This window comes from Virgibacillus flavescens (assembly GCF_050574275.1).
In the GTDB taxonomy this organism is placed as follows: Bacteria; Bacillota; Bacilli; order Bacillales; family Amphibacillaceae; genus Virgibacillus_F; species Virgibacillus_F flavescens.
Genome location: NZ_CP192260.1, coordinates 1,647,125 through 1,660,302, shown reverse-complemented (window position 1 = coordinate 1,660,302; position 13,178 = coordinate 1,647,125). Strand labels below are relative to the sequence as shown.

Below are 13,178 nucleotides of genomic sequence, written 5' to 3'. Positions count from 1 at the left end.
TATTTCTCTATATTTTCCCTATTACATAGATGATTAATATATACTATTTTCTCTAGATATAGTTCAGTATACATAAAATACTAACAAATTGGACTAGGAATTATTTCCTAACTTTCCTAAGTCTGATTGTTCAGACTATAATAACAGTATAACTTACTCTTAATATGGAACGCTAATAAATATAGCGGTACCTTGATTTATAACGGAATTTAATTTAAACGAACCATTCAGCATATCAACTCTTTCACGCATGCCAATCAGTCCAAATGAATTATCATTTTTTTTGTTTATGTCAAATCCCCGGCCATTATCTTTTACAATCATCATTAGCTGCTTCTCTTTTATTTCTAATTTTACAACTACATTAGTAGCATCGGCATGTTTAATTGAATTCTGAACTGATTCCTGAACCAATCGAAAAAAAGCCACTTCATACTTTTGGTTGAATCGTCTTTCGCTTCCAATTGGAATAAATTCAATGTTAAGACCAGTGTACTCTGCAACATTGGCAATATATTTCTTAAGGGTAGGCACCAAGCCCAAATCATCCAATGCCATTGGACGCAAGTCGTAAATTATTCTCCGTACTTCGTATAAGGAAGACCGAATCATCTTTCGCATACTGCTGATTTCTTTACGTACATCATCCATATTGCCATCACGAAAAGTTCGATCTACTATTTCAGAGCGCATCAGGATGTTCGCTAGCATTTGTGCTGGACCATCGTGAATCTCTCGGGATATCTTTCTTCGTTCTTCTTCCTGAGCTTCAATAATTTTTAAGCCAAATTCATGTTTTTCTTTCGCATTTTCAATTAGTTCGTTTACTTGTTTAAAGTCATCATTTAAGTACGTTAGAATAACGGTGATTTTACTTGCTAATCCTTCTGCCCGTTCAATCGTCTGATCCAGCACAAGTAAACGCCGTTCTAAATCGTCACGTCTTTCACGTAATGCCCGCTCCTTTTGCTGCAGCATTGCAAGGTCAGTCTGCATCGTATGCGTATTCTCATACACCTGGCGTATTTCAGTTTCAGAGTAACGTTCAAAGTATTTACTTACTTCCGAAAGTTTTTTTCTCGAAAACCGCACCTTCTGTTCAAGCTTATCCCCATTATTGATGTGCTCGATGACCTGATTTTTTGTTTCGAGTAACTCCTGTGTTAACAGCTCATACTCGTTTCTGGATGCTTCACTGATGTTAAAAATTTCATCTTTACTGTTTTCCACCACATCAATCATTTCATCAATAATTCCATCTAAGACTTTCTCAGATTGTTTTATCGCCAATTGGATCACCAACCTATGTGTATATATTTCGAAACTCTAATCATTTTTACTAGGGTCATTTCGGGTGCTTTTTGGAATAATATTCTTTTTACTAGTAAAAAGGTATAGGTTTTTTTTATTCAATCCATTCCTTGTACATATACCCGGATTTATACTAATGTTAACAAAGGAGGTTGAATGCACGATGTTGTCTAACTATTATACCATTAAAAAAGAAGGATTGAATCAAACTATTATTCAAAAATCACGCTTTATTGGTCATGTTAAGCGGGTGGAAACAGAAGAAAAAGCGCAGGAGTTCATTTATGAGATTAAGAAAAAATATCATGACGCTAACCATAATTGTTCTGCTTACATAATTGGCGAGCAGGACCATATTCAAAAAGCAAATGATGATGGCGAACCAAGTGGTACTGCGGGCGTTCCTATCTTAGAGGTGCTAAAAAAGCAAAAACTGAAAGACACTGTAATTGTCGTAACGCGTTATTTTGGTGGGATTAAGCTTGGTGCCGGGGGATTAATCAGGGCGTATGGCGGGTCTGCATCAGAGGTTATTAAAGCAACAGGTGTGGTTGAGCGACAGTTAATGCAAGGGTTTCTGGTTACTGCAGATTATGGCTTGCTGGGGAAACTGGAAAATGCTTTTCGAACATCTGAGCACGTATTATCAAAGATTGATTATCTGGACGAAGTCATTTTCCATATATATGTAAAAACAGAAGACGTACAAAGCTTTACAGAATGGGTAGTAAATCTCACGAGTGATCAAGTAACGATGGAAGAAAAAGATCATGCTTACATCGAAACTGACGTTAAATAAACTAAGCATTCTCCTCATCTTTAATAGCGAATAATGAATTTTTTTATACCTGCATTTGCTCTAGACCTTTATACGTATAACTCAATCATCGCAGAATAAAAATAAGGTGATTTTCACAGAAACAGATGAATATCTCGCAATCCGTTTCGTAGTGACACAATAACTCTATACTGTGCAGTAATTTTAGATTTGTTTCCATAGCAGCCGTCCAGGATCGTTGCGGGCGGATGCTTTCCGCGGGCACGGCTTCAGTCTCCTTGCCCCGACAAGGGGTATGCCAACGTTGTCCGCAAAGGACGGGTTTAGTTGGCCCCCCTCTTAAAAATGCTCTTCTGCGGGGCCTTCAGACTCGTGCTGTTCCCGCAGGATAAGGAAGGCTTCCCTGAAAAGGCATCGCACGAAGAAAAAGTGCTTTTCTTTTTCGAGGAGTCACCGCCCTCCACTCACCAGAACTGGTAATGCTGTTTATGTCTTTGTTTTTCTTCAACTAGTTTATGTCGAAATAAACGTTCTATTAGGGAGAAAGTTAATAAACCTGCGACGGCTATATTTTGTCTAGAGATTGGAGCGGATGGCAGTCGACTCCTGCGGGAGGACAGGCATAGGTGAGACCCCGGAGTGCGATAGCACGAGGAGGCTCACCAGCCGCCCTAAGGTGCGCGACTGCCATCAGCGGAAATCTCGTTGCTGTCATATCGCAGCATTCCCAAGGCTGTAAATTACTTCACAGTTTCCATCTACTACGGCAAAAGTAACTAATAGCATGTAAAAACCTCAATCGGGCTATGGGTTGGAGCTAGACAGACAAACATAAATACTTTATACATTCTTATCTTTTTAGATAAACCCGGAATTTGCTCTAAACTTCTATACTTTACTTATGTACAGAAAAATAATCCGTCACTCTATTATGAAGGATTATTTCAGGTTGTTCATCGCAGCTTCATCTGCAATGACTGTAACGTTATCATGCTTTTTTAATATGGATGCAGGGAAATGTTCACTTATTTCACCATTAATAAATCGTGCGAGCGCCTTTGCTTTTCTCTCGCCTGATACCAGAATAATAATTTCTCTGCTTTCCATGATTGTCTTAATCCCCATTGTAATAGCGCTTGTTGGTACGTTTTCAATCGTTTCAAAAAATCTAGCGTTTGCTTTTCGGGTTGATTCAGCCAAATTCACGATATGCGTTCGGCTTGAGAATTTGGTACCAGGTTCATTAAATCCTATATGTCCGTTTGTACCTAGCCCCAGTATTTGCAAATCAATTTTCCCGTTATCCCGAATTAATTTTTCATACGCACTGCATTCTTTCTCAGCATCTGGACTGTTGGCTGTTGGAACATACACATTTTGCATATTTATATCAATGTGCTGAAATAAATAATTCTCCATATAAAAATGATAGCTGTTACGATTATCCTTCGAAAGACCAATATATTCATCCAGATTAAACGACGTAATTGCTTTGAATGATACTGCTTCCTGATTATATTTTTCTATCAATTTTTTATATAATCCCTCTGGAGTAGATCCCGTCGCAAGTCCTAAAACCAATTCCGGGTCATTATGTATTTCTCTTATAATTAGACTGCAAGCCGCTTCGCTCATTTCATTATAGTCTTTCACCTGTACGATTTTCAAAGCGATTCTCCCTCCTTATAGGCTATTTTTCCACGGCATATCGTATAATGAACAGTCAGACTATCATCGACGAGCAGCAGGTCAGCATCTTTGCCGGATAGGATACTTCCTTTTTTATCAAACATACCAACTTGTTTAGCTGGATTAGAAGAAGCCATTTCGATGACATTTCCAATTTCCACATTGTTTAAGTTCATGATATTTTTTGCCCCATCGCACATTTTCAAAATACTTCCTGCAAGCGTTCCGTCTTTGAGGATTGCCCGGTCGTTTGTAACGGTAACTGGTTGCCCTCCAAGTTCGTACTCACCAGCAAATAGACACTTTGCACGCATTGAATCTGTAATTAACATCAACCGTTCGCTGCCCATATTATCATAGATCAACTGCATCATTTCATTGGATACATGGATACCATCCGCTATTAATTCAGCACGTAATTCAGTTATTCGTAAAGCTGCACCAACCACACCAATGTCACGATGATGAATTCCTGACATTGCATTACATATATGCGTCACTTGATTTACACCATGTTTTACTGCTTTTTGTATGTCAGAAAAACTGCCTTTTGTGTGCCCAGCCGATACATTCACACCAGATTTTTTCAGAAACCGGATAAAAGAACCCTTAGGATCATGTTCAGGTGCAATCGTTACCGTCTTAATTTGATTATTGCTTAAGGTTTGCCAATGATGAAACAAGTCCACATCAGGCTTTAAAATATGCTCTATTGGTTGTGCCCCTGCCATGCTACTTTCTATAAATGGACCCTCTAAATGAATGCCAACAAGCTCTGCACTCCCTGGTTTCACCTTGTAAGTAGAGACATTTTCAATAGCATTTTCTATTGATTCTACCGATTGTGTAATCGTTGTTGCAAGAAAGCTTGTCGTGCCTTCTTTAGGCAATACATTGGCAATTTTATCAAGGGCAGCTTCTGTAGCGTCCATCACATCCGCTCCATTTGCACCGTGAATATGTCCATCAATAAAGCCTGGAATCAAATTTTTCCCTTCGCCATTAATGATGACAGCATCATGTGGCAGTTCTGCAGGTACAGCATCCGTCTCATAAATCTCCTGTATTTTATCACCTATCGTAAGTAGCGCACCACGCTCAATTATCTTATGTTCTAAGTGAATCTTTACATTTTTAAATAAGATCATTTTAGTTTCGAACCCCTTCCTGCCCTTTTCCTCAACCACCGAACGAACAGTACACATAAACACCCAATAATCGCTCCAACTATATCAAGTCCAACATCGCCAATATATGGTGTTCTGTTCTGAGTAAATCCCTGGTGAAATTCATCCAGTCCTGCATAGACACTGCTTAATAGAATCGAAATAAATAAACTGGTCGTAACATAACATTGTGCAGACTTTCTGCATGCAAGATAAAATAGGCAAAATAAAATTAAATAAACCGTGACATGCGCACCTTTACGGACAAAAAACTCAATAAACCCTGCTACTCCGAGGGCTTCAACACTCACTGCAGCATGATGGTAACGAAAAGATATACCATCTAACACCGGTTCAAGAAAAGAAAGATCAATAAACTCTGATAAAAATGGTTTCATATCTTGTTCCTGATAAGGAGTTGCAGATGAACGAAATATTACAGCCATCCATAAAACCGGCAAAAGCCAATACGAATATTTTTTCATTATAGATACCTCATATAATTAACATTATTTTCTACCAATAAAAAAACCGTATGCTATATTAGCTCTACGGTCAAGACAAAAAATTTAGTTTTCCTGTTTTCTTTTCCATTTGTTAAATTCAAGATACTCTTTGAATTGTTCCTTAGTAACTCCAGATTCCATAGCTTCATGAACAATTTTTAACCAATCCTCGTCTAAGTTTTCATTTGATTCAAATGGTTGATCCTCGCGTATAATATCATTTACACTCACTCCGAGGACGACCCCAATTTTTTCGATAAACTGGATCGATGGATTCGACTGGAGGTTTCGTTCTATAGAGCTTAAGTATGATTTTGCAACTCCAGCTTTCTCAGCAAGTTCTGAAATGGACATTTTTTTATCTTGTCGCAGCTGTTTTATTTTTTCACCGATCAAGTCTCACACCACCTTTTATGACAGTATAGCATAAAAAAATGTGAGGTTCTATATTAAGCACAATTTTAATAACTTTCCCGTTCTAGTTGTGAGGTTTCGTCCAAAAAATGCCTAACTTCTTCAGTCGTAATACCGATTTCTTTTGCTTCTAGCACCAGTTCAACCCATTCGCTATCAAGATCAAGACCAAAACCTGTTTGTTTCACGACTTTATTCATATTGTTAGCCCCCATTTATTTTCCCGGGTAACCCAGCCGTCATAGCTAATTAGCCTTAGACCTGTGATTTTGCGCCCCTACTTTTCAGTAAGTTTGCCATTTTCTGAGGAAACAATTATTGTACTACTATTGTACTACAGGTATAAATGGTATTGGGTGTCTTGTTTTGTCTAAACGCAACTAGTTTTGTAAGTTGAAATTAGTATATATGAAAGATTCAAAAAAGTCACGTTCTTTTGAGCACATTTACCTAAAATATTTTGCATATTATTTAGAGATAGTCTGTGTTCTAATTAATCATCAGAATTTATTTATTTTTATCTTTTCTAGTGTTTCTTTGAGTCCTTCTTAAACTTACTTTTTTTAAAAATTTTTTGATGGTGGATTTTTGTAAATTACCTAATCCTGAATTCTCGTTTTCCTGCATTTCTGGACCATTGATGACTCGATAGTATGTATGTTCTTGGCCACTTTTTATCATGTAGGAAAATTGCATGAATTTCCTCCTTTCCTTAGTTCTTTTTTAAAAATACTCGGCAAACAGGTATTACTCGTATTCTATTCATAAACATGTAGAAATTGAACCAATATTTTAGTAGATTACTATCAAATTACTTAAACCGTTCTTCACCGTTCTTTTTAAATTATTATCCGTTTCATATTAAGAACGTTTACTGTATTATATTCTATTATTATTAAAATTTAAATACTCAAATTACCTAAAATTTCCTATTAAATACGCTGTTTACTTCAATTATTGCTTTTTTACACGTTCTTACTAAGTTTTTTCAAAATTTCCCTATTGATTACTGACTCAGCAACTACAATTGATATATTCTGACAAAAACTAGTAACATATGACTAAAAGGAATAGACGTTTCTAAATAAATTCGTTATAATCTAACAAAGAACTTAGAGAGTATTAGAGGAGAATTATATTGGATACAAGATCTGAAAAAAGACAGGCAAAGAAAAAACGAAAATGGCCATTTTGGTTAGGCGGAATCATTCTCCTACTAATTTTAGCGGTAGGTACTTACATGATTTATTTATACAATCAGGTTGGCGATACGGTGGCTACTATGCATGAACCACTTTCACGTGATGAAGATCCGGAGAGACAAGAAAAATTAGATTCCATCGTTAAAAATAAAAAATCGATAAATGTTTTACTACTCGGTGTTGACCAGAGGGAAAATGATGTAGGTCGTTCGGATACAATGATTCTTATGTCCCTTAACCCTGCAACAAATAAGACGATTATGGTCAGTATCCCTCGCGATACTTATGTAAACATTCCAGGTCGTGGAATGGATAAAATTAATCACGCCTATGCATTTGGCGGTGTGGAGTTATCCGTTCAAACGGTTGAAAATACGTTTGATGTTCCTGTACATTTTTATGTGAAAGTAAATATGGAAGGATTTAAGCAGGGAATCGATGCACTTGGCGGTGTTACAATTACGAACGATAATGCATTTTCCCAAGGAGGCGAGAATTTCCCTACCGGTCAAATACAATTAAGTGGCGAGGAAGCTTTAAAGTACATCCGTATGCGTAAAGAAGATCCTCGTGGTGACCTGGGTCGTAATGAAAGGCAACGAAAAGTGATTAAGGCAGCGATGGATAAAGGAGCAAGTTTTTCAAATATCACTAAAGTTACTGATATTCTTGACATTTTAGGTGATAACGTGACAACGAACCTAAACATGAAGAAGATGCAAACGCTTTTCACAGATTATCGTGACACCAGAAAAAATATGGAAACAATTGAAATTAGTGGTCATGGAGAAATGATTAACAGTATTTATTATTATGCCGTTCCGGATAACGAAATCAATAGAATTACCCAGACAATTAAAGAACATATGGAAGCTAATTAGCATGGAAAAGTCATTCTGAACGTAGAATGACTTTTCTATCTATACACATAGAAATTCGAACGCTACAATATCGTTGAAGAAGGCGGGGATCATTTGAAAAAAACAATTTTTCTACTCACTATTTTACTATCTATCCTTCTAGCAGGATGCACAGATAAAGAAGTCTCACCCAACGATCGATTTGAAACATATGTTTCAAATTGGCAGGATAAAGATTTTACAAACATGTACGATATGCTAGCAAAAAAAGCTAAATCATCCTATTCAACGAAGCAATATGTGGATCGGTACAAGAAGATATACAAGGATATTAATGTTTCAGACCTGAAAATTACTTATGATAAACTCACCGAAAAAGAAGTAGAGGCAGCACTTGAAAAAGGAGAAACTACTTATCCGTTTTCAGTCGAAATGAATACCATTGCTGGTTCAATTACTTTCGATTATGAAGCAAAATTAGTACAGCAAGGTGAAGAAGACAAAAAGAATTGGTATGTAAAATGGGATCCCGGCTATATTTTTCCGGCTATGAAAAATGGCGGTGAAATAGACATTGTCTCGGAACAACCACGGCGTGGCGAAATACTTGACCGGAACAGAATGCCACTTGCGATCAATGATACCGTATATGAAATAGGCATCGTTCCAGAGAAATTAGGCGAATCTCCTGAAGCAAAGAAAAAAGAAATTGCAGATATACTTGGAATGGACGTAGAATCTATTGATCGTAAGTTAGATGCAGACTGGGTTACACCGGATGTCTTCGTCCCAATAACTAAAGTGCCAACTTCTAAAGAAAACTTAGAAGAACTGTGGGCAACTGGTCCAGTAGCAGGTAAGGAAGTAACTGGCCGCGTGTATCCTTACGGCGAAGCGGCAGCACACTTAGTAGGATACACCTCAAAAGTTTCTGCAGAAGATCTCGAAAAGAGTGAAAATGATTCATTAACTGCAAATGATATGATTGGCAAGCGTGGGCTTGAACAGCTGTACGATGAACGTTTACGTGGCAAAGAAGGTATAAAAATCGTTGTCACTCAAAAGGAGCAAGAGGAAGTTGTCCTGGCCGAAAAACCCGTTAAAGACGGAGAGAATATTATGTTAACCCTTGACGCAGAACTGCAAAAGAAAATCTATCAAACCTATGATGGAGAGTCAGGAACAGCAGCAGCAATTGATCCGAAAACAGGAGAAACGCTAGCGTTAGTAAGCAGTCCTGCCTTCGATCCAAATGATTTTGTATATGGAATTTCACACGCGAGATTAAATGAATTACAGGAGAATCCGAAACAGCCACTGATTAATAAATTCGCTGCAACTTTTGTTCCTGGATCAGTAATCAAACCAATTACAGCATCGATAGGGTTACAAAGTGAAGTTATTGATCCAGAGGAAGGTATTGAAATAAACGGGTTGACCTGGAGCCCTGGTAAATCCTTTGGTAATTATAAAGTACGTCGGGTTTCTGAATCGAATGGACCGGTCGACTTAGAAGATGCACTGATTCGTTCTGACAACATTTATTTTGCCATGAAAACACTAGAGATGGGCAGTGACACGTTCGTAAACGGATTGCAGAAATTTGGTTTTGGTGAAGAAATTCCATTTGCATACCCTATAGAAACCTCTACCATATCAAGAGACGGTAAACTGAATGAAAAAGTATTGCTTGCAAATTCAAGTTACGGACAGGGTCAAATGCAAATAAGTGCACTTCACCTGGCATCCACCTATACTACATTTTTAAATACTGGTAATTTGATTAAACCTGTTTTACTCATGGATGATGAAAAAAGTCAGCTATGGAAAGAAAATTTAGTTACTGAAAAGCAAGCTGCACTAATACGGGAGAGCTTACGTAAAGTAGTCACTTCACCAGTCGGGAGTGCAAACGGAGCCCAAGCAGCAGACTTTCCCATCTCAGGAAAAACAGGTACAGCTGAGTTGAAGAAGTCCGCAGACGTTGAATCGGGACAAGAAAATGGATGGTTCGTTGCCTACCCAACTGAGTCACAGGATATTTTAATCGCAATGATGATCGAACATACAGAAGATAAAGGCGGTAGCCATTACGCCGTCGAAAAGGTTACAGATATTTTAAAAGATATTAAATAAAAAGCAGAAGCTACTGCCGAATTTATCGGAGTAGCTTCTTTTTATGTTTATAATAACTTTACCAGACTATCAAATAGATTTTTATCCTTTGCATCTAATGCCTTATCAATTAATCTTTTCACGTTTTCATATACTAGCTCATCAATAATGACAGCGTTTTCATTTTTTGAATTAGTACTTTCTTCAATTGGGTCTTCTATATAATACGGCTTAGCAATTTCATTAAGCTGTAATAAAAAATCAGGGATGGATATAAGTTCACTCATGGCCACCTGAATGACTTCTTTACCCTTTTGAAAGGCAAATAATGCATCTATATTAACAATCTTTTGTGTTCTGCGGTCAATTTGTATCTCTTTAGCCTTTGTAGGCACAAATTGATAGACTTTTTCATTAATAAATAATGCAAAGTACTGGTAGGCTAATATTATACGAACATGGTCATCCTCGGATTTAATATAGTAAGGCTTTAACATTTTAACGGTTAGCACTTTCCCCACCTCCTGATTTTTGTTTACTTTAAATTTTCAGTTAATTTATTCTACCTAATTATTACTGAAAACACAAGAGTAAAGATTGTCGAATTGAGAAATACTTTCCATGTTTACTGTACAATTCAGATCCAGTAAAGGGTCACCGCCAATCATCTGGAAGAAATTGACGGTGGGTAAGTTATAACACCTTGTTTGAAATAAAGTCGGTAATTCCATTTATTTCGGTTTCATCCACACGATGAAAATTCTTTTCTATTTCACTTTGATAACGTCCCGCTTCCTTCAGACAATCATTTCCTCTTTTTAAAAACGATTTATACCGATAATTAAGGTCGCTAATATCATCCGCAAACTTTTCATCAGTTCTAGGAGTAACCAGCTCTTTGTATAAATCTATTATTTCATCGTGTTCCCGTTCAGGAAAAAACTCATGTGGATCTGTACTGTCAAAAATACAGAAATCAAGCTCACGGACAATGACCATATCGATACTGTTTGAATCAAAACTGCAGTGGTACAACTCAACGTCAAACCCAGCCGTCTTACAATCTGCAGTTATTTTTTTCATAAAAGTAGATTTGCCGGTTCCTGCCCGCCCCTTAATAAAGTAAGTCTTCCCAACGCTTTCTATCAGGTTAGGCACATCGTTTACAATGCCATCTTTGGTATTCGTGCCAAATAAACGATGGTAGATTTTCCCTTCACCGTCATGGCTTGAAGATGAATGTATAAGCTTTTTACTGTACGCGGCAGTAAGCTGGTCTGCCTTGGAAAAGTCCATTTCATTAATGTAAATTTTTTCAAGATCGTCATGTACGGTTAACCCAGTATTAAAATACTCATAGGCTTTATCAACCAACTTATTCTTCTTCGTAAACAATGATTCTATTTGTTCGCTTTTCGTATAACTTTTTAAATCAATTATACTGCAGTTCGGAAGCGATACCGTTCTTGTAAGTACAGCTAATGATTTATCACGAAGTATGACACCATCTAGAAACTCATTGCCATTTACACTGTCGATGATTTCCATATCGCATGTTTCGTCAGTTTGGTCGATAATTTGGTTGATTATAGCAGTTTTTATCACTTCAGATGGATGATTCAGCACATATACATTGTCCAGGTTCGCTAAATTCGATTCAGCAAAACTTACAAGCCCCTGCGCGGTATTCCCCCATGCGTAATAATAAATTTTTGACAAGCTAACACACCCTCCCGATTTTTTCACTTTAACAGTATATGTTCATTGGGCCGATGTGTGCGTTTCTTATCCGTACCTTTTTTCCCGGCGATCATCAAATACAGGGATCCGATCCCGCACTTCATCCACTAATGCAAAATCTACTTCTCCTACTACAATTTCTTCTGTTTCTCCGCCTTCGGAAATAATCTTCCCCCATGGATCAATAATCAGGGACATACCCCCAAATTCATTTTTTGGATCTGATCCGCTTCGATTACAGGCAATTACATAACACTGATTTTCTATTGCACGAGCTTGAAGGAGAACTTTCCAGTGATCAATACGAGGCTTTGGCCACTCCGCAACTATGTACATAACTTTTGTTTTGTTTAATGCAGCCTTCCGCATCCACTCTGGGAAACGAATATCGTAGCAAATGTAACCTGCTGATTTCACCCCTGCCAAAACAAACTCCGCCTCATCTAACCCTTCTTCCAAGTAAACATGTTCATCCATCAATTTAAACAAATGTAACTTACTATATTTATGAATAAGCTGTCCCTTGTTATCAATTACCAGCATGGTATTACGTACTCCATCCTCACATTTCTCTGCTACTGAACCGCCTATTACATGTACGCCGTAGTCGCGCGCCATCTTTTGTAAAAATTCAATGGACTGCTCAGCGTTTTTATCTGCAATTTCTTCAAGTCTTGCCAAATCATATCCAGTGGTCCACAACTCCGGAAGCAGGATTACGTCTGCACCTTTAATTGCCGCTTCCTCTACAAACGTTTCTGCCCGTTTGAAATTGGTTCGTGGATCTCCATATTTAATGTCAAGCTGTATCATAGCAATTTTTTGTTTCAACGGAATTCCTCCCCTTTCCTCTATAGAAAAAAATCATCAGCATTACGCTTACATGCTGATGATTTTTTTCTATTATAAATCTATTAAGTTAATTCTGCACGTTCTTCTTCTGTGAAAACCCTCGATCTGGTTAAAAACCGTTTCCCTTCAGGACCTTCAAGCGAAAACATTCCACCTCGACCATCTATTGCATCAACAATAATTTGGGTGTGCTTCCAATACTCGTACTGATCTTTTGACATGTAAAATGGTGTGTCACCTATTTCACCAAGCAGCACATCGGAATCCCCAGTCCGAAACTCACCTCTTGGATAGCACATCGGTGAACTGCCATCACAACAGCCGCCAGATTGATGAAACATTAGCTCGCCGTGGGTTTCCTTTAAGGTTTCAATAAGCTCTAGTGCCTTATCCGTCACTGTTACTCGTTCGACCATTTTTCACACTCCTTAAACCGTTATACAAAAAATGGTACATCACGTTCGTTTTACCTTCTCATATTCCCTAAATCTTTTTTAGAAAACTTCGCATTCGCCTCGTCTTTCATAGCGAATGCAGAAGTTTTA

14 protein-coding genes and 1 riboswitch are annotated in these 13,178 nt (G+C 37.6%); of the genes, 3 read left to right on the top strand and 11 right to left on the bottom strand.

Annotated elements, in window-relative coordinates; translation table 11 throughout:
- Positions 1-159: 159 nt before the first annotated feature.
- Positions 160-1,290 (bottom strand): sensor histidine kinase, encoded by a 1,131-nt coding sequence (locus VBD025_RS07810; RefSeq protein WP_430790945.1) that lies wholly within the window; start codon positions 1,288-1,290, stop codon positions 160-162.
- Positions 1,291-1,474: 184 nt separating this feature from the next.
- Here VBD025_RS07810 and VBD025_RS07805 point away from each other — a divergent pair, with 184 nt between their 5' ends.
- Positions 1,475-2,110, top strand: coding sequence for a YigZ family protein (locus VBD025_RS07805; RefSeq protein WP_430790943.1), 636 nt, complete (start codon positions 1,475-1,477; stop codon positions 2,108-2,110).
- Between the two features lie 918 nt (positions 2,111-3,028).
- On the opposite strand, the gene nagB is transcribed toward VBD025_RS07805, so the two are convergent.
- From nagB to VBD025_RS07775, 6 genes are all read right to left on the bottom strand, one after another.
- Positions 3,029-3,757 (bottom strand): glucosamine-6-phosphate deaminase, encoded by a 729-nt coding sequence (gene nagB, locus VBD025_RS07800; protein WP_430790941.1) that lies wholly within the window; start codon positions 3,755-3,757, stop codon positions 3,029-3,031.
- Positions 3,754-4,926 (bottom strand): N-acetylglucosamine-6-phosphate deacetylase, encoded by a 1,173-nt coding sequence (gene nagA, locus VBD025_RS07795; RefSeq protein WP_430790939.1) that lies wholly within the window; start codon positions 4,924-4,926, stop codon positions 3,754-3,756. The genes nagB and nagA overlap by 4 nt, the downstream gene beginning before the upstream one ends.
- A complete protein-coding gene (locus VBD025_RS07790; protein WP_430790937.1) occupies positions 4,923-5,429 on the bottom strand; it encodes a VanZ family protein in 507 nt (168 codons plus the stop codon). Before VBD025_RS07790 ends, nagA begins: the two co-directional genes overlap by 4 nt.
- An 84-nt stretch (positions 5,430-5,513) precedes the next feature.
- Complete coding sequence (locus VBD025_RS07785) at positions 5,514-5,846, bottom strand: helix-turn-helix domain-containing protein (protein WP_430790935.1); 333 nt, start codon at positions 5,844-5,846, stop codon at positions 5,514-5,516.
- A 65-nt stretch (positions 5,847-5,911) separates the two neighbouring features.
- Positions 5,912-6,064 carry an anti-repressor SinI family protein gene (locus VBD025_RS07780; protein WP_430790933.1) on the bottom strand — a complete coding sequence of 51 codons (153 nt, stop codon included), beginning with the start codon at positions 6,062-6,064 and terminating at the stop codon, positions 5,912-5,914.
- Positions 6,065-6,087: 23 nt separating this feature from the next.
- A riboswitch (cyclic di-GMP riboswitch) is annotated at positions 6,088-6,172 on the bottom strand.
- Positions 6,173-6,371: 199 nt separating this feature from the next.
- Positions 6,372-6,560 (bottom strand): hypothetical protein, encoded by a 189-nt coding sequence (locus VBD025_RS07775; protein ID WP_430790931.1) that lies wholly within the window; start codon positions 6,558-6,560, stop codon positions 6,372-6,374.
- A gap of 442 nt (positions 6,561-7,002) precedes the next feature.
- On the opposite strand from VBD025_RS07775, the gene VBD025_RS07770 reads away from it, so the two are divergent.
- Both VBD025_RS07770 and VBD025_RS07765 read left to right on the top strand, forming a co-directional pair.
- Positions 7,003-7,947, top strand: coding sequence for an LCP family protein (locus VBD025_RS07770; RefSeq protein WP_430790929.1), 945 nt, complete (start codon positions 7,003-7,005; stop codon positions 7,945-7,947).
- A gap of 93 nt (positions 7,948-8,040) precedes the next feature.
- Positions 8,041-10,062 carry a penicillin-binding transpeptidase domain-containing protein gene (locus tag VBD025_RS07765; RefSeq protein ID WP_430790927.1) on the top strand — a complete coding sequence of 674 codons (2,022 nt, stop codon included), beginning with the start codon at positions 8,041-8,043 and terminating at the stop codon, positions 10,060-10,062.
- Positions 10,063-10,109: 47 nt separating this feature from the next.
- Here the strand turns inward: VBD025_RS07765 and VBD025_RS07760 are convergent, their stop codons facing one another.
- The 4 genes from VBD025_RS07760 to VBD025_RS07745 all read right to left on the bottom strand — a co-directional run bounded on the left by VBD025_RS07760 (position 10,110) and on the right by VBD025_RS07745 (position 13,049).
- Positions 10,110-10,553: an IDEAL domain-containing protein gene (locus VBD025_RS07760; protein ID WP_430790925.1), complete on the bottom strand. Its 444-nt coding sequence runs from the start codon at positions 10,551-10,553 to the stop codon at positions 10,110-10,112.
- 181 nt (positions 10,554-10,734) lie between these two features.
- Positions 10,735-11,760 carry a hypothetical protein gene (locus VBD025_RS07755; protein ID WP_430790923.1) on the bottom strand — a complete coding sequence of 342 codons (1,026 nt, stop codon included), beginning with the start codon at positions 11,758-11,760 and terminating at the stop codon, positions 10,735-10,737.
- Positions 11,761-11,826: 66 nt separating this feature from the next.
- The gene (locus tag VBD025_RS07750) at positions 11,827-12,612 is read right to left on the bottom strand and encodes a carbon-nitrogen family hydrolase (protein WP_430790921.1); all 786 of its coding nucleotides are present in this window, start codon (positions 12,610-12,612) and stop codon (positions 11,827-11,829) included.
- An 83-nt stretch (positions 12,613-12,695) separates the two neighbouring features.
- Positions 12,696-13,049 (bottom strand): DUF779 domain-containing protein, encoded by a 354-nt coding sequence (locus VBD025_RS07745; RefSeq protein WP_430790919.1) that lies wholly within the window; start codon positions 13,047-13,049, stop codon positions 12,696-12,698.
- Positions 13,050-13,178: the final 129 nt, after the last annotated feature.

Bases quoted from the DNA above. Each gene is read 5' to 3' on its own strand.
- VBD025_RS07790 (WP_430790937.1), bottom strand. From the start codon at position 5,429: ATGAAAAAATATTCGTATTGGCTTTTGCCGGTTTTATGGATGGCTGTA.
- nagA (WP_430790939.1), bottom strand. From the start codon at position 4,926: ATGATCTTATTTAAAAATGTAAAGATTCACTTAGAACATAAGATAATT.
- VBD025_RS07775 (WP_430790931.1), bottom strand. From the start codon at position 6,560: ATGCAATTTTCCTACATGATAAAAAGTGGCCAAGAACATACATACTAT.
- VBD025_RS07745 (WP_430790919.1), bottom strand. From the start codon at position 13,049: ATGGTCGAACGAGTAACAGTGACGGATAAGGCACTAGAGCTTATTGAA.
- VBD025_RS07780 (WP_430790933.1), bottom strand. From the start codon at position 6,064: ATGAATAAAGTCGTGAAACAAACAGGTTTTGGTCTTGATCTTGATAGC.
- VBD025_RS07805 (WP_430790943.1), top strand. From the start codon at position 1,475: ATGTTGTCTAACTATTATACCATTAAAAAAGAAGGATTGAATCAAACT.